The organism is Mahella sp., assembly GCF_020054945.1.
Lineage (GTDB): Bacteria > Bacillota > Clostridia > Mahellales > Mahellaceae > Mahella.
In genome coordinates this window covers 14,722-31,304 of sequence record NZ_JAIHAU010000003.1, presented here as the reverse complement: position 1 = coordinate 31,304, position 16,583 = coordinate 14,722, and the positions used below count along the sequence as shown (strand labels likewise).

Below are 16,583 nucleotides of genomic sequence, written 5' to 3'. Positions count from 1 at the left end.
AGTGGCTCAGACGCTTTTGGAGCAGGATTTTTTGAACAAGCTGGAACGTTTGTCGCTATCGACGCGCATGATGGTCAAAGGCGATGCCGGAGGCAACCGCAAATCGCATGCCAAAGGCAGCTCGGTGGAATTCTCCGATTTCAAGGAATATGTGCCCGGTGATGATTTCCGGCACATCGACTGGAACGCTTATGCGCGTTTCGAGAGGCTTTTCCTCAAGCTTTTTACCGAGGAGAGGGAGACTGTCGTTACCGTCTTTCTCGACTGTAGCAAATCCATGGACTGGGGAGAGCCCAACAAGGGATTTTTCGCAAAGCAGATAGCCGCGGCGCTCGTATATATAGCCTTGTCTAATTTCGATAGAACGGCGGTGGCGGCGTTAAATCAGAGGGTGCAAATCAGTATGCCGATCCTTTCGGGCAAGCAATCCTTTTGGCGCGCGCTCAAATTTATAGACGGTATCGATTTTAACGGCAAAACCGGCCTGTCAGGCGCTATAAAGTCATACGAAGGGCTGGGTTCCAGGAGCGGTATATCTATTATATTGACCGATCTTTTTTCCGAAGACGGCTATAAAGAGGGCATAAAATACCTGCAATATAAAAAGCAGGATACGACCATAATCCATATAATGGCACCGCAGGAGATGGAGCCGCCATGGCAGGACAGCGTGCGGCTGCTGGATATAGAAGGCTATGAATACCGCGATATAACCATAAAACAAGACGTGTTGTCGGCCTATAAAAAGGCGCTGGATGATTTTCTCTCCGATAACCGCCGGTTTTGTTATGAGCGCGGCGTGCATTATATTCCAGTCAGCAGCGCGGTGGGGGTGGATAGAGTGATATTCGACAGCCTTTTTGCGACGGGGGTTGTGCGATGAACTTTATCAACCCGTGGGGCTTGTTATTCGGCCTGTCCATACCGGCTATAATACTGCTATACCTGCTCAAGCAGCAACATGAGGATGTAGAGGTATCCAGCACGTTTCTCTGGAGGATGGCATTGAAAGATGTGCAGGCCAGCCAGCCGTGGCAACGCCTCAAGAGGAATTTGCTGCTGTTGCTCCAGCTTTTGGCCGCGGCCGTTATAACGCTTATGATAGCAAGGCCTTACCTGGCATCGGAGGCTCAGGGTTACGATTATGTGATCATACTGGATGTCTCGGCCAGCATGCAGGCCGTTGATGTCAAACCCAGCCGCTTCGACAAGGCCAAGGACGAGATAAATAAGCTGATAGACGGTTTGTTGCCTCAGGAGCATATGAGCATCGTAGCCGTTGATAGCAAGGCCCGCATAGCGGCCAATTGGTCGTCGGACAGAGCGGCGCTAAAAGAAGCGCTCAACAGCTTAAAACCGGTCAATGCTGCCGATAACATGGACGATGCCGTGTCGTTGGCCCAGGCTATGGCAAAGGAGCGCGCGAACGCACGCATTTACATATACAGCGATAAGCCTTATGGCTTTGACGATAAGGCGTACCAGTCGGTGGTCATATGCGGCGATCCGGTCAATAGGGCGGTGACCGGCGTTAGTTATACCGCATCCGATGATGGCATCGCGGTATTGTCTAAGATAATCAATTTCAGCGATGACGCCGCTTTATCGGTGGAATGTCTGGCTGACGGCAAGACCATAGACGTGAAGGAGGTCAATATACCATCCGGCAAGACCGCCGATGTTTACTGGGATGATATACCGGATAACGCTGGTATTATAGAGATACGGATATTGAATGAAGACGACCTTATGGTCGACAACGCCGGGTGGGTTACCATACGCGCTGCTGACAAAGCTAAGGTGCTGTTGGTGACCCAGCGCAATGTTTTTTTGGAGAAGGCCCTGAGCCTGCGCAACGATATAGACGTGTTAAAAACCACGTATGATGAGGCGGACGATATGAGAGGTTACCGGTTGTATATATTCGACGGCTATATGCCGGCAGAGACGCCCAAAGACGGCAATATGATTATATTCAATCCCAAGGGTGAAAATGATTTGTTTAAAATAGGAGAGACTTATAAGCCGGGAAATATCAAAGCCCGTGATATGTCGGCTTATGCCGATATTATGCAATATGTCCGGCCCGAGGGATTCCATATAGCCAAAGCCGTTCATATAGAAACGCCGCCATGGGTCGATGTGTTATTCGGCGACGAGACCAACCCGCTTATGTTGATAGGCCAACAGGATACCAGGCGTATAGCCGTATTTCCGTTTGATATTCACGATAGCGATATACCGCTTAAAGTGGATTTTCCCATTCTCATGCAGAATATATTGGCATGGATGTTACCGCCGGTGGTGAACAGCGATGTGCAGATTTATGCCGGCATGGATGTCGATATAAACCCATTGCCGCAGGCCGAGTATGTGGACGTTATTGCGCCGTCGGGAACGACCGCTGCATTGATGCCGCCTTTCCCGATAGCGCCTTTCGCTAATACCGACGAGGTGGGCGTGTATACCGTCGAACAGCGCTGGAGCGACGGTTCGGCTAAAGGCTATTTTACAGTGGCCATACCTGTGGAGCAAGAGTCCGACCTGACTGCGCAGGGCAAATCCTATGCCCAAGCGCCGTCTCGACAAACCGATGCAAAACCTGCATCGCGTACCGAGCTGTGGCCTTATCTGGCATGGATTGCTTTATCGATAGTACTTATAGAATGGCAGGTTTACCAACGTGGCTATTGATTTCATAAACCCGTGGCTATTATTGCTGACCATACCCGTTACAGCTTTTATAATATGGTCGTCCAGGCACGGCCGCCGCACAAGAAAAGACAGATATGCGACGATTATACGCATAGCCGTTGCGCTGCTCATAATACTGTCCTTGGCCGGTTTTAGTTTCAAGGTGCGCAGCGATGAAACGGCCGTGGTATTCGTGGCCGACCTTTCGGCCAGCATGGCGGCGGACAAGGATGCCATGGCTGACTTTATAAAGCAATCGCTGGAACTCAAGCCCGAAGGATTTCAAACCGGCATAATAGCATTTGGGAAGAATGCTTTTGTGGAGCAACCCATAGCTCAGGATATGGATTTCAGGCAATGGGAGACCATACCCAATGTCCATTATACCGATATTGACAGCGCTCTTCAGATGGCTGGCGCCATAATGCCGGGCGATACCGGAAAGCGTATAGTGCTTATGACCGATGGCAATCAAAATACCGGCGATGCCGTAAAACGCGCCAGGGCGCTGGCGCAGCAGGGCGTGCGCGTAGACGGTGTTTTCTTCGACAGCATGCCCGATCAGGAGGTACAGATAACATCGCTGGATATACCGCCGAAACTTTATGAGGGTGAAAGCTATGATATACGTGTGGTCATAGACAGCACGATCAATGTTTCGGCTACTTTGAGGCTGTATGCCAATCGCCAGCTCATAGGGCAGCAGGACGTGCAGATACAAAAAGGCGAAAATAGGTTTGTATTCAAGGATAAAGCCGATGCCAGCGGTATAAAGACATATGAGGCTAATCTTGAGGTAGACAGGGATGGCGTACTTCAAAACAATCAGATGGCGGCTTATGTGGATATAAAAGGAGCTCCCGTAGTGGCGGTGGTAGAAGGCCAGGAGGGTGAAAGCCGCGAGCTCATGAAGATATTGGAGGCGGCCGATATTAAAACGGTAGTGTATACGCCTCAAACGTTGCCGTCTGATCTGGAGGAGCTGCGAAAGTTTCAGGGGCTCATATTATGCGACGTATCATTCGATGACATCGGAGAGCAAAAGATGCCGGCCATAGATTCGTTTGTCAAGGTGCTGGGCAGGGGGATGTTGGTTACCGGCGGTGATAACAGCTATGCCTTCGGTGGGTATATGGATACACCGCTGGAGAAAATGCTGCCGGTGGATACAGATCTATCTCAAAAAGCCGATATGCCGTCGCTGGGGTTAGTGTTGATCATCGATAAATCGGGCAGCATGACCGACGGGCAGTACGGCATAACCAAGCTGGAACTGGCCAAAGAGGCTGCCATACGCTCGACCGAAGCGCTGCGTTCCTCTGATTCCATAGGCGTGATAAGTTTCGATGACGCCGCCTCGTGGGTGGTAAATATGCAGCAAGCCGATGATTTGAAGCAAATACAGGATAGCATAGGCACCATAAGGCCCGGCGGGGGTACCAATATGTACCCCGCATTGGACTTGGCCTATAAAGCGCTCAAAGGGGCTGACACTAAGTTGAAGCATATAATAGTGATGACCGACGGTCAGTCGGCAACCGGCAATTTTGAAGCCATAGCCGATCAGATAGCCGATGATGGTATCACGCTCTCATCGGTGGCTGTTGGCATGGATGCTGATAGAAACTTGCTGTCGCGCCTCGCCGAGATCGGCAACGGCCGCTATTATTATACTGATGAATTCAGCAATATACCTAAGATACTTACAAAAGAAACGTATCTGGCTACGCAGAGCTACCTGCAGAATCGTACCTTTTACCCGCTTGTAACCGGTTATTCGCCTATTATATCCGGCTTTGAAAAAGGCTTTCCTCCGCTTCACGGTTATACGGCTACCAGCCCTAAATCATTGGCCAATGTGGTGTTATCCAGTGACCGCTCTGATCCCATATTGGCGCAGTGGCAGTATGGGTTGGGCAATGTGGTGGCGTGGACCAGCGATCTTCGCGGCGCATGGACGCAGGATTGGCTGACATGGGATAAAGGCGCTCAATTCTGGCTCAATGCGGTATCGAGCATATTGCCGTCGGATGAACAGTCCGAGGGAATGATACAAGCGGAACGCGAAGGCGATAAAGGGCAATTGACGTTGACAACCGATGAAACGACGCAATCCGATGCCGTCGTCATAGCTCCCGACGGCAAGCAGCAGGATATAGAGCTGCAGGTCAGCCGTCCGGGGCAATATAGCGGCAGCTTTGATGTGAATGAGCCTGGTGTTTATCTGATTAGGGTACAGCAGCAAGAAGGCGATAAGATTATAAACGCCGTTGACAGCGGGCTTGCCGTCACCTATTCGCCGGAATATGATATACGGTATAAGAGCTCAAAAAGGCTATTGGAACAGGTGGTAGATCAGACCGGCGGCAGGATCATAGACGATCCAAAGCAGGTGTTTGCCGATGATGTCGAGCCGGTATGGAAGCAAACTGAGCTCTCTCCCTATCTTTTGCCGTTGGCCCTGCTGTTGTTCGTATTGGATATAGCGCTGCGGCGCCTTAAGATAGAGGCGTTGTGGGCCGCGCTGATGGCCAGGTTGCCCAAGTACCATAAACAGCGCCGTGCCGTTAAAGCCGATGAGCGGTCGGCTAAGCAGGCGCATAGCGATATTGACTCTGTATCACCGCTCGTGTCGGCGGCTGACGAAGTCAGGCCACTTGATGAGTGGCCGGAACAGGCGGTGGGCGCACAGATGGCCGATAAACAGCCGGCAGCAGACAAGCAAACGACTGGCAAACCCTCGCGTACGGATGAACAAAAGAACGACCAACCTTCGGACATAGCTTCTCGGCTTATGGATGCGAGGCGTACGCACAGGAAAAGAAGGCTGTAACGTGAGTATGCATCATAATCGTGCTATAATAGTGTATATGTATGCGGATAAATCGACAGAGAGGACGTGGAAGCTTGAATAAAGCGATATCTATAATTTTTACTGTTATATTGGTAGTAGCATTGCCTATAGCTATAGTGCTCACGTCAGTACAGCTCGTGGCGTTTAACGAGGATTTTTTCATGGAAGAATTTGAGAAATACAACAGAGCGGAAGCCACCGGTATGGATCGTGATCAGCTGGGCAAAGTCGTGCAGGCTTTTATAGACTACCTCAGCATGGAAAAAGACGAATTAAATATGCAAGTAGTGGTAAACGGGCGGGAAAGACCGTTGTTCAATGATAAGGAATTGATGCACATGGATGATGTGCGCGGCCTGTTTGAAGGTGGATTTGCTTTGCGTCTATGGGCTGTAATATTAAGTGCCATTTCCATAGCGGCCATAGGTTTGTGGGGAAACAGAAAGGGCATAGATGGTATCGCTAGGGCTTTAGCGTGGGCGTCCGGTGTTTCTCTGGCGCTGGGCGCTACTGTGGCGCTGCTTTTGGCTACTGATTTTGACCGCTGGTTTGTATACTTCCATTTGACTTTTTTTAATAACGACCTTTGGCAACTGGATCCATCCACTGATATGCTCATAAACATATTCAACGAGGGATTTTTCGCCGATGCGGCCTTCCGTATATTGATATATGCTTTTGGTACTATGGCTATTATACTTGCGGCATCAATGGCATTGATTGTGTATAGGAACAAAAAAGTTCCCAAGAATCAACGGTAGAGGAGACCTTGGGAACTTTTATCCGAATTTATGCCATGCGTTTTTTGCCAGAATATATATTATCATATATCTTCTCAATTTCATTTTCTTTTTCTATCATCTTATCCGAGTATTTTGGTTCTATCCTCTTATACTCGTACTGTACTATTGCTACTATAGCTATGACGGCTAAAATTGTTATAATCCACCACATCCAAATCACCTCCAAAATGAATTTTTGTAATCTAAATCCTGCATAATTGATGTAAATATTCTTTTTACAAAGACTAATTATATTATATAATGCGCTATTTAAAAGTCAATAGGGTATTACAGCATGAAGGAACGCTTGATGAATTATTCACAATATATTGATACAATAATGTTGTTATAAAAATAGCATTGTATAGAGCGGATCGGGCTTGGCATATTTCGGATTTATGCCATCGCTCATCTTATTGTATAAGCGTCTGAGCAGAACAGGCAGATATTGAAAGTGCCATATCAGCGGTTAAATTGTGAAATATACGTCTATAATAAGGCGTATATGTACTTATTCAGCGCAAGATAAGGATAGAAAAATATAAAATTATCAAAATTCTATAAAAAATAGACGAATCGATAATGAGAGATAGGGTACGGAGGCGGAATATGATTTCAGTTGCATATGCTGTTATAACGTGCTACTATTATAGCATATTCAAATAGGGTGGTAATGTTGTTATGCGAAGGAAACATGCTAAAAGGCTAAGGCCGTCGGGAGTCATGGTAGATATTGCCGTTATGATGCGGATATGGAGGAGGAGATACGGTGTTTGAAATCAGAGGCTTGAAATATAAAAATATTTTGGATATAGAGTATCTTGATATTCCCGATAAAAAAATTACTTGTATAGTGGGCGAAAGCGGCAGCGGTAAAACCACATTGCTGCGGCATTTGAATAACCTTATAAGCCCGGATAGCGGGCAGATACTTTACAAAGGCGTGGATATAGAAAGTATGAACCCTATAATTTTAAGGCGGCAGGTGGTCATGGCGCCGCAAACCCCTGTAGTGTTTCCCGGAAACGTTCGCTATAATCTTACAATAGGATTAATGTTTTCCGAAAAGCCTATGGTAAACGACGACGTGTTGAAACGCTGGATGGATTTGGTGCATTTAAATAAAGCCTTGGATGAGGATACGGATAAATTTTCCGGCGGAGAAAAACAGCGTTTATGTCTGGCCAGAATATTGGTATTGGAACCAGAAGTATTGCTGCTGGACGAACCGTCATCGGCACTGGATGAAGGTACTGAACATTTGGTGGTGAACAATATTGTAACTTATGCTAAGGATGCCGCTAAGATAGTGGTTATGGTTACACATAGCAAGTCGGTGGCCCAACGATACGGTGATGTTATAGTTACTGTAGATAAGGGGCGTATAAGCGATATGGAGAAGAAAGAAGGTGCGATATGATGAACGGCATAATTGATCTTGGCATATGGCAAATGCTATCAGCTTATATATTCGTGCTGATAGTTGTATGGATAGTGTGGAGCCGACGTATAGGGCGTGAGAAAGAAATCCTTATATCGGCTGTACGCATGACCGTTCAACTTATAGCTGTAGGGTATATACTGGCTTACATATTTGAGCATGCCAGCCCCATATATACTTTTGCAGCGCTTGCGGTTATGGAAATATTCGCGGTGTATAATGCGTATCAACGCATAAAGGTTAAGTTAAATACACGTCTTAGAAAGATAATAGCGGTTTCACTGGTATTAGGCACTATGGGAAGCCTATTGTTTTTCGTTTTAGGGGTCGTGCGCGTAAAACCTTGGTACAATCCGCAGTATTTTATACCGCTGGGCGGCATGATAATAGGCAATTCCATGACGGGCATAACGCTTGGCACCGATCGTGTGCTGGATGGTATGCGCACTAGAAAAGAGCAGATAGAAATGGCGTTAATGCTGGGAGCAACGCCTAAAATGGCAGCCAAACAAATAGGAGATAGTGCCTTCGAAACAGCTATACTGCCCACTGTCAATCAGATGATGGGGATGGGTATAGTGTTTCTGCCCGGTATGATGACCGGCCAAATATTGTCCGGCACATCGCCTCTGACAGCTATAGAATATCAGATAGCTATAATGCTGGGCATATTAGGCAGCGTGTCATTAAGTGTCATTTTGTTCGTTATATGGAGCTATAGAGCATTTTTTAACGAGAGAGCACAATTAGTAGACGATTGATAATTAGAAGTTAAAACAATAGCGATAAGCAGTATCTCGCTTATCGCTATTGTTAATATACAGGATTTGTTTTATTCAGCAAGATGAATGCAGTCTACCGGGCATACATCCACGCAAATAGCATCCTCGGTGCATTTATCCGGATCGATAGCATATATGCCATCATCTGTTTCATGAATAGCGCCCTCAGGGCATTCCGGTTCACATGCACCGCAAGCTATACAATCTTCAGGTTCTATGAAATAAGCCATTATAAAATTCCTCCCTTGTATATTGTTTATTTTTTATCATTGCCGCCATTATATCGTATTTTTAAGCTCAATGCAAGGATGAATTTATTTATATAAATAGCAGGCTACGCTATGGCCGCTGCCTTTATCTTCTAATAAAGGCGCCTTTTCGGCGCAGATAGGCATGGCCTTCGGGCAACGGCCGCAAAACTTACACCCAGGCGGCGTATTGATGGGGCTGGGTACATCGCCTTCCAGCAATATACGCTGTCGCGATGCTTCGATATCGGGATCAGGTATAGGTATAGCCGACATCAACGCTTGCGTATAAGGATGCAGCGGATTTTTATAAAGCTCCGAGCTGGGAGCTGTCTCCACTATAGATCCCAGATACATAACGGCCACGCGGTTGCTTATGTGTTTCACCATGCTCAGATCATGGGCTATAAATAGATAAGTGAGCCCAAGCTCATGCTGAAGTTGCTCGAGCAGATTGACGATCTGTGCCTGTATCGATACATCCAAAGCCGATATGGGCTCGTCGCATATAATGAATTGGGGTTCTATGGCCAAAGCCCTTGCTATGCCTATGCGCTGGCGCTGGCCGCCGCTGAATTCATGCGGAAAACGACTGGCATGTTCTTCGTTCAGACCCACCATCTCCAGCAATTCATATATGCGTTCCTGCCTGCGTTTGCCGCTATAAAGCCCGTGTATATCTATGCCCTCCGCTATTATGTCTCCTACGGTCATCCTTGGATTCAAAGAAGCGTAAGGGTCTTGGAATATCATCTGGACAAGTTTCGTATACTGCTTGGCGGCATTACCGCTCAAATGCACGACATCCCGCCCATCAAACCATATTTCACCATCAGTGGGTTCATACAGGCGGGCTATGGTACGGCCGGTAGTGGATTTACCGCAACCCGATTCGCCTACCAGACCGAAAGTTTCGCCCTTGTCTATATAAAACGATACATCGTCTACAGCCTTAAGCCGTGTATTATGGCCAGCGCTGAAATATTTTTTAAGGTGTTTTACTTCCAGCAAATGTTGTTGCTCTTTCAAGATCTCACACCTCCCAGCGTTACCGGTCGCTCTACTTTCGGAGCTTCGGGATGCAGCAGCCAGCAGCGTGCATAATGGTCTCCGCTTATTTGCATAGCCTCAGGCGACTGTTGTTTGCATATGCGCATGGCATACTGACAACGATCGGCGAAAGCACAGCCGGGAGGCGGCGCCAATAGGTCTGGTGGAGTACCGTTTATAGGTACCAGCGGCTTTTTTTCATCGCTGTCCAAACGAGGCACAGATTGCAACAATCCCCAAGTATAGGGGTGGCGTGGCTCGTAAAATATGTCCCTTAAATTGCCCGATTCTACAGCTTCTCCGGCGTACATGACCATTACGCGCTGAGCTATATCGGCTACTATACCGAGATCGTGAGTTATCAATATTATGGCTGTGCCGGTTTCGCGCTGCAGATCCTTCATAAGATCGATGATCTGAGCTTGTATAGTAACATCCAGAGCTGTGGTGGGTTCGTCGGCAATCAGTAGCTTTGGATTACATGCCAGAGCTATGGCTATCATGGCACGCTGCCTCATACCGCCGCTGAATTGATGAGGATAATTATTAACCCTATTGTCAGCATTAGGTATTTGCACTGTTTTTAGCATATCTATAGCGCGTTGCAGCGCTTGGTCTTTAGACATATGCTGATGTTTTATAAGCCCCTCAGCTATCTGTCGTCCTATAGTCATGGTGGGGTTTAGCGACGTCATAGGGTCTTGGAATATCATCCCTATCTCCGAACCCCTTATACTTTCCATCTGTTTATCATTGAGAGCCGTTATATCCCTATTGTCGAATAGTATACTTCCGCTCTTTATCCTGCCCGGAGGAGATGGAATAAGACCCATTACAGTTTGGACTGTTACGCTTTTACCACACCCGGATTCGCCGACTATAGCGAGGGTTTCCCCTTTATCCACATAGAAGCTCACGCCGCGAACGGCTTGTACCTCACCGGCATAGGTATAGAATGAAACGCGCAGGTCTTTTATATCAAGTAAATGTTGTGTCATATCTTCACCTCTCTTAACTGCGCATTTTGGGGTCTAAAGCATCCCTTAATCCATCGCCAAGAAGATTGAATGCCAACATGGTTAAGCTTATGAATAAAGCGGGGAATATCAACAGCCACGGTCGGCTGACGACCTGGCGTATTCCATCGCTGGCCAAGCTGCCCCAGCTGGCGTTTGGTAGCTTTATACCAAGCCCTATATAGCTTAAAAAGGCTTCGCTGAAAATAGCCGCCGGTATGTCCATCGTCATCTGGACTATCATGATGCCGAGGATATTGGGAAACATATGGCGGGTTATTATACGCCATGGACTGGCCCCCAAAGCTCTAGCGGCTAGTACGAATTCCTGTTCTTTAAGCTGCAATACTTGCCCGCGTACCAAGCGCGCCGTTCCTACCCATCCGGTTATAGACATAGCTATAATGAGCGTTAATTCGCCCGGTTCCATGACGATCATAAGCAATATTACGATTATCATGTATGGTATGGCATAGAGTATATCCACTATACGCATCATTATATTATCGGTTTGTCCGCCTATATAACCAGATATACCTCCATAAAGCATTCCGATTAGGATATCTAATAAGGCTGCGGCTATGCCTATGCGCAGCGATACACGCGCCCCCATCCACACTCTGACAAACAGGTCGCGGCCTAAGCTGTCCGTACCAAACCAATGCTCGGCATTAGGCGGCGAGAATACCGCATAAAGGTCCTGGTCAGAGAACGAGAATGGGCGCAAATGCGGGCCTATAACGGCCATTGTGACTATTATGCCGAGCACTATCAAGCTGACCATGGCCATTTTATTCATCTTAAGGCGACGCCACGCATCCTGCCAATAGGTCAAGCTTGGGCGAACGATACGCTGGCTTTTTTCTATATCAGTACCTACACGATCAAATAAGTTCGGTTCTATGGCCATCCTCTCACTCCTTCTCCCTAATCAGGCGTATTCTCGGATCAACGAATCCATATGCTATATCGACTATAAAATTCATGCCTATTAAAAGTATTGCATAAAAAAGCGTAAGTCCCATTATCAACGTATAATCATTTTGGTTAACGCTATTCACAAAATGTTTGCCGAGGCCAGGTATGCCGAATATGTTTTCTACTACAAAAGTACCTGTGGTTATGCTGGCTACCAATGGACCGAGTATGGTTACCACCGGCAGTATAGCGTTCCGTATGGCATGGCGCCATATTATAGTCTTTCTGGGAAGCCCTTTTGCTTTAGCCGTTTTTATATAATCCTGATTGAGCACGTCCAACATGCTGGTGCGCATCATTCTGGCCATGACAGCCAGCGTGCCTAAGCCCAAAGCAAAAGAGGGCATTATAGTATATTTAAAACCGTCCCACCCGGCTACAGGCAGTTTTATAAACGGTTTTACACCGAATATATAAGGTATTATACCGCCTTTTACACCGAATATATATTGTATTATACCGCCTATTATAAAGCTTGGTACTGATACACCCAATACTGCCACGAACATGGTAAAATAGTCCCATGTCTTACCGTGATTTATAGATGCTATGACGCCGAGCAGCAATCCTGCCGTTAATGCAAATATCAGGGCTCTTATGCCCAAAGAAGCGGAAACAGGAAATCCTTCTGCTATTATGCTGTTTACCGAGCGATTTTGTTGGAACATGGACATCCCAAGATCGCCCTTTAACAGATTGCCTATATATTTGCCATATTGTATATATAACGGTTGATCCAGCCCGTAGCGACGGTTCAGATTTTCTTCTATAGCCGGCGGTATGGGTTTTGCTCCGGTAAAAGGCTTGCCGGGCAATAAGTGCATCAATATAAAAGTCAATGTTACTATGACCCATAATGTTATAAGCGAATAGCCCAAACGTTTTAATATATAACGTGTCACACACTTACACCTCCTAACTGAATTTTAACTATACTAGCATAATGTGCTAGACGATATTTTACATAACAGAAGGTATATGCATAATCTGTGCATATACCTTCTGTTGAGAACTGATTTCTTATTTATCTAAACCGAGCTCTTTTATGCCTTCTATCAGAAGCTGCTTTGCTTCCTCCTGATTGTTATCCTTTATCAGGTCGCCATTCTCCTTTCGGAAGGTACCAGGTCCGCCTTTACCCGGCATTACATCGGGCACATAACCGAGAGCCGGCTTGGAATCATTCATAAGCACGTTTTTGACATATAGATTTCTATCCAGCGCGTAGGTTAAAGCCTTGCGTATCTTAGCGTTTTGCATTATGGGATCCTTGGTATTAAATTGCAGATACCACGAAGAACCGTCGGAGAAATGCAGCAACTCATAGCCCTCGTTCTTCAACTGATCCCTCTGATCGCCCCTTAGGCCAACCATATCCAATTGTCCTGAAATGAACATATTCACACCTGTGGTATTGTCATTGATCATGACGTAATTTATAGTGTTGAGCTTTATGGCGTTTGCATTCCAGTAACCAGGATTCTTTTTCAACACCATTTTGGATTCATGTGTCCATTCGCTTATTGTCCAAGGTCCGTTATATATCAGGTTTTCAGGTTCGGAGCCATACTTATCCTTTACGCTCTCATAGAATTTTTGATTTAGCGGCATATACGTCGCAAAAGAGGTAAGCGTATCGAAATAGGGAGTAGGTAATTCCAAGGTTACCTCAAGAGTCTTCGCATCCAATGCCTTGACGCCGACCTCGTTTGGATCGGTTATTTTCCCTGTATTATAGGCTTCGGCGTTTTTAATAGGATACATTATATAAGCATATCCAGCGCCTGTTTCGGGATTGAGCGCGCGTTTCCATGCGTATTCAAAATCCTGTGCAGTTACGGGATCGCCATTGCTCCATTTTGCGTCTCTTAAATGGAACGTCCATTTCATGCCATCGGGCGATACATCCCACTTTTCGGCCATAGCAGGCATGGCTTTGCCGTCTTTATCCATACGCGTTAGACCTTCGAACACGCCGTTTATTACCTGCATAGATATAGTATCGTCGGTCAATTGTGGATCCATTTGCGGCGGTTCGGTTCCAAGATTTAAATTTATGGTGTCCTTGCCGTCGACAGATGTCCAGTAAAGGTCGAGGTCGGGACCTATATAACGCCTTACCTCATCCTTTACCTCAGGCTTTTTGACATAATCTCTGTAGCGGAAGTATATAGGACCGATGGGCATATCCTCCATAAGTATCTTTTCGGCCTCCAACATTGCGTCCATGCGTTCGTTATTGTCGGCGCTATTTTTGGCTTTTTCAATAAGCTCATCGTATTGGGGATTGCTGTAATCAGCTTCATTTAATCCGGAACCGGTAATCCACAGATCCATGAATGTCATGGGATCATTGTAATCAGGGCCCCATCCGGCGTAAACGATCTGATAGTCGCGACTCTGCATGCGTTCGCGGCGATTCTGAAACGTGGTGGATTCTATCTCGACATTTATGCCAAGGTTACGTTTCCACATCTCCTGGAATGCCTGAGCATCGCGTTGTGCCACATCGCTATCATCTACCAGGAATTTTAAGGTGGGCAGCTTGGCTACCAACTCCTCATAAGTTGGCTCTGATGCGGAATCATCCACAGCATTGTCTTGTTGTTGGTCGGGATTCTGGCTTTCGGTATCGCTGCAACCCACCAACAGCACGCTCAGCAGCATGATAGCTGCCAATGCTAGAGCTAGTGTTTTTATAGTTCTCTTCATGTTTCTCCTCCTCGAAACTTTTTATTAATTTATGAAGGCATGCATGATTAATTGCATGTTACTGCATAATATGCAATTAATTTACATACTTATGCATAATACTACTCATTATGCATAAGCAAATGTGCTTCCCTTCATCTTATGGATGATATTATATCATGGTATGAGCTGTTATTCAACTATTTTCAGCGATAAAGCAGTAAAGGATTTATATCATTGCATGCGCTGGATTTGCCGTCCACGAATCGCAGATATGTGATGAAAAATTTACAAATTGCAGCATTGATAGCTTATTGGCTATGTGTTATAATTAAATTGCCAGATGGAAGGAAGGTGAGCGCATCGCGATCTGTTTAAAAATGCTCATTAGAGAGCAGGAATATGAGTTGGACAAGTTGTTGGAAGATAAGAATAGCGATAATTTAACTTCACCTGAAGTGCTGCATCGCAGCAAACAATTGGATTATCTGGTAAACTGGTATATGAGGAAACAGCAAACGGAAAAGGGAAATAGTAGTTAATTTATTCTGGCGGATCGATGTCGTAAGGGGCATCGATCCTTTATTGTATAAGAGGAGGCGTTGATATGAAAACAGCAGCGATCATAGTAGCAGCCGGCAAATCCCAAAGGATGAACGGCGTGGACAAACAATTTTTAAGATTATGTGGTAAACCGGTTATAGCGTACGTGTTGGATGCGTTTCTATCATGTAAGGATATAAATTCCATTGTGCTCGTTGTGCCTGATGGCAGCATAAGCGTATACAGGAATTGGTTGAATGAATGTTACGGTTTCTATGGAGATATAGTTGTGACGGCGGGTGGACCGGAAAGGCAATATTCAGTATTAAACGGCCTCAAAGCACTGAATAACGAAGATCCGGATATAGTGGTCATACACGACGGCGCCAGGCCTATGGTGACGCCGAAATTGATAGAGGACAGTATAGAAGCGGCTTCAAAATTCGGTGCGGCTGTAGCTGCCGTACCAGTTAAAGATACGATTAAGCAATCCGATGGACAACATTTTGTAGAACGTACGCTTAGTCGGGAAACATTATGGTCAATACAAACCCCACAATCATTCAGATATGATATTATTATGCGAGCGCATACGTTGGCTATTGAACAGGGATATCTCGGTACCGACGATGCTGTGTTAGCCGAGCGTGCCGGCTATCGAGTAAAGTTATTTATGGGAGGTTATGAAAATATAAAAATAACCACGCCTGATGATGTGCCTGTAGCTGAAGCACTGTTAAGGTGTGATAGAACATATTCTGCCGATAATACGGTATATTCTTACCGCACAGGTACGGGTTATGATGTACATAGGCTTGTAGAGGACAGACCGCTTATATTAGGCGGCGTCAGCATACCTTTTGAAAAAGGTTTGCTCGGGCATTCCGATGCCGATGTGTTGATACACGCTATAATCGATGCCCTTCTTGGAGCGGCAGCTTTGGGCGATATAGGAAGGCATTTTCCGGATACAGATGACAGCTATAAGGATATATCCAGCATACGGCTTTTGCGCGAGGTTAACAGTCTATTAGAATCCAGCGGTTATACTATAGGTAATATAGATGCTACAATAATAGCCGAAGCCCCGAAGTTAACGCCGTATATATGGTCTATGCGGCGATGTATTGCATCTGGGCTCGGATTGGGCATAGGGCAGGTGAGTATAAAGGCCACTACAACCGAGGGCTTAGGGTTTGCAGGCAGGCAAGAAGGCATAGCGGCTCATGCCACAGCCGCTATATTCCGAATCGCGGGTGATGCAAATTGTTGATTGCAGCGCTAATGAAGCTGTGATATAATATTGCTCGAAGGATCTTCAGGGATAGGTGTGATTCCTTACCGGCGGTAAAGCCCGCGAGCTGTTAAACAGCAGATCCGGTGAAATTCCGGGGCCGACGGTTATAGTCCGGATGAAAGAAGGTATATTTGTGATGAGATTTATTCTATCCCTGGAGTTTAAACTTCAGGGATTTTTTATTATATCATAAGCAGGAGGAAATGG

At 46.1% G+C, this 16,583-nt stretch carries 15 protein-coding genes and 1 riboswitch; of the genes, 8 read left to right on the top strand and 7 right to left on the bottom strand.

The window, feature by feature from the left end:
* The first annotated feature begins 1 nt into the window (after position 1).
* The 4 genes from JG770_RS01015 (at position 2) to JG770_RS01000 (ending at position 6,309) form a co-directional block, all read left to right on the top strand.
* Positions 2 to 883, top strand: a complete 882-nt coding sequence (locus tag JG770_RS01015; RefSeq protein WP_291954036.1) for a DUF58 domain-containing protein — start codon at positions 2 to 4, stop codon at positions 881 to 883.
* Positions 880 to 2,694 carry a BatA and WFA domain-containing protein gene (locus JG770_RS01010; protein WP_291954034.1) on the top strand — a complete coding sequence of 605 codons (1,815 nt, stop codon included), beginning with the start codon at positions 880 to 882 and terminating at the stop codon, positions 2,692 to 2,694. The genes JG770_RS01015 and JG770_RS01010 overlap by 4 nt, the downstream gene beginning before the upstream one ends.
* Positions 2,684 to 5,527, top strand: coding sequence for a VWA domain-containing protein (locus JG770_RS01005; RefSeq protein ID WP_291954031.1), 2,844 nt, complete (start codon positions 2,684 to 2,686; stop codon positions 5,525 to 5,527). Before JG770_RS01010 ends, JG770_RS01005 begins: the two co-directional genes overlap by 11 nt.
* Positions 5,528 to 5,601: 74 nt before the next feature.
* Positions 5,602 to 6,309, top strand: a complete 708-nt coding sequence (locus JG770_RS01000) for a TIGR01906 family membrane protein (protein ID WP_291954028.1) — start codon at positions 5,602 to 5,604, stop codon at positions 6,307 to 6,309.
* Positions 6,310 to 6,337: 28 nt separating this feature from the next.
* Here the strand turns inward: JG770_RS01000 and JG770_RS00995 are convergent, their stop codons facing one another.
* Positions 6,338 to 6,502: a hypothetical protein gene (locus JG770_RS00995; RefSeq protein WP_291954026.1), complete on the bottom strand. Its 165-nt coding sequence runs from the start codon at positions 6,500 to 6,502 to the stop codon at positions 6,338 to 6,340.
* Positions 6,503 to 7,099: 597 nt separating this feature from the next.
* On the opposite strand from JG770_RS00995, the gene JG770_RS00990 reads away from it, so the two are divergent.
* Together JG770_RS00990 and fetB are read left to right on the top strand one after the other, a co-directional pair.
* Positions 7,100 to 7,750: an ATP-binding cassette domain-containing protein gene (locus JG770_RS00990; RefSeq protein ID WP_291954023.1), complete on the top strand. Its 651-nt coding sequence runs from the start codon at positions 7,100 to 7,102 to the stop codon at positions 7,748 to 7,750.
* Entirely contained in the window at positions 7,750 to 8,532 is a 783-nt protein-coding gene (gene fetB, locus JG770_RS00985) for an iron export ABC transporter permease subunit FetB (protein ID WP_363320869.1), read from the top strand. The genes JG770_RS00990 and fetB overlap by 1 nt, the downstream gene beginning before the upstream one ends.
* 71 nt (positions 8,533 to 8,603) lie before the next feature.
* On the opposite strand, the gene JG770_RS00980 is transcribed toward fetB, so the two are convergent.
* The 6 genes from JG770_RS00980 to JG770_RS00955 form a co-directional block, all read right to left on the bottom strand.
* The gene (locus tag JG770_RS00980; protein WP_291954017.1) at positions 8,604 to 8,783 is read right to left on the bottom strand and encodes a 4Fe-4S binding protein; all 180 of its coding nucleotides are present in this window, start codon (positions 8,781 to 8,783) and stop codon (positions 8,604 to 8,606) included.
* Positions 8,784 to 8,867: 84 nt separating this feature from the next.
* Positions 8,868 to 9,830 (bottom strand): oligopeptide/dipeptide ABC transporter ATP-binding protein, encoded by a 963-nt coding sequence (locus JG770_RS00975; protein WP_291954015.1) that lies wholly within the window; start codon positions 9,828 to 9,830, stop codon positions 8,868 to 8,870.
* Positions 9,827 to 10,849, bottom strand: coding sequence for an ABC transporter ATP-binding protein (locus JG770_RS00970; protein WP_291954013.1), 1,023 nt, complete (start codon positions 10,847 to 10,849; stop codon positions 9,827 to 9,829). The genes JG770_RS00975 and JG770_RS00970 overlap by 4 nt, the downstream gene beginning before the upstream one ends.
* 13 nt (positions 10,850 to 10,862) lie before the next feature.
* Positions 10,863 to 11,777 carry an ABC transporter permease gene (locus JG770_RS00965; protein WP_291954011.1) on the bottom strand — a complete coding sequence of 305 codons (915 nt, stop codon included), beginning with the start codon at positions 11,775 to 11,777 and terminating at the stop codon, positions 10,863 to 10,865.
* 4 nt (positions 11,778 to 11,781) lie between these two features.
* Positions 11,782 to 12,747, bottom strand: coding sequence for an ABC transporter permease (locus tag JG770_RS00960; protein ID WP_291954008.1), 966 nt, complete (start codon positions 12,745 to 12,747; stop codon positions 11,782 to 11,784).
* Between the two features lie 118 nt (positions 12,748 to 12,865).
* The gene (locus JG770_RS00955) at positions 12,866 to 14,557 is read right to left on the bottom strand and encodes an ABC transporter substrate-binding protein (protein WP_291954005.1); all 1,692 of its coding nucleotides are present in this window, start codon (positions 14,555 to 14,557) and stop codon (positions 12,866 to 12,868) included.
* Positions 14,558 to 14,943: 386 nt separating this feature from the next.
* On the opposite strand from JG770_RS00955, the gene JG770_RS00950 reads away from it, so the two are divergent.
* Positions 14,944 to 15,078: an aspartyl-phosphate phosphatase Spo0E family protein gene (locus JG770_RS00950; RefSeq protein ID WP_291954003.1), complete on the top strand. Its 135-nt coding sequence runs from the start codon at positions 14,944 to 14,946 to the stop codon at positions 15,076 to 15,078.
* 65 nt (positions 15,079 to 15,143) lie between these two features.
* A complete protein-coding gene (gene ispD, locus JG770_RS10615; RefSeq protein WP_363320865.1) occupies positions 15,144 to 16,352 on the top strand; it encodes a 2-C-methyl-D-erythritol 4-phosphate cytidylyltransferase in 1,209 nt (402 codons plus the stop codon).
* 37 nt (positions 16,353 to 16,389) lie between these two features.
* Positions 16,390 to 16,507: riboswitch (FMN riboswitch) on the top strand.
* The last annotated feature ends 76 nt before the right edge of the window (positions 16,508 to 16,583 follow it).

What these genes read in the sequence shown, in the direction of transcription:
- JG770_RS01010 (WP_291954034.1), top strand. Translation starts at nt 880, where the DNA reads ATGAACTTTATCAACCCGTGGGGCTTGTTATTCGGCCTGTCCATACCG.
- JG770_RS00955 (WP_291954005.1), bottom strand. Translation starts at nt 14,557, where the DNA reads ATGAAGAGAACTATAAAAACACTAGCTCTAGCATTGGCAGCTATCATG.
- JG770_RS00995 (WP_291954026.1), bottom strand. Translation starts at nt 6,502, where the DNA reads ATGTGGTGGATTATAACAATTTTAGCCGTCATAGCTATAGTAGCAATA.
- JG770_RS00965 (WP_291954011.1), bottom strand. Translation starts at nt 11,777, where the DNA reads ATGGCCATAGAACCGAACTTATTTGATCGTGTAGGTACTGATATAGAA.
- fetB (WP_363320869.1), top strand. Translation starts at nt 7,750, where the DNA reads ATGAACGGCATAATTGATCTTGGCATATGGCAAATGCTATCAGCTTAT.
- JG770_RS00970 (WP_291954013.1), bottom strand. Translation starts at nt 10,849, where the DNA reads ATGACACAACATTTACTTGATATAAAAGACCTGCGCGTTTCATTCTAT.
- JG770_RS00980 (WP_291954017.1), bottom strand. Translation starts at nt 8,783, where the DNA reads ATGGCTTATTTCATAGAACCTGAAGATTGTATAGCTTGCGGTGCATGT.
- ispD (WP_363320865.1), top strand. Translation starts at nt 15,144, where the DNA reads ATGAAAACAGCAGCGATCATAGTAGCAGCCGGCAAATCCCAAAGGATG.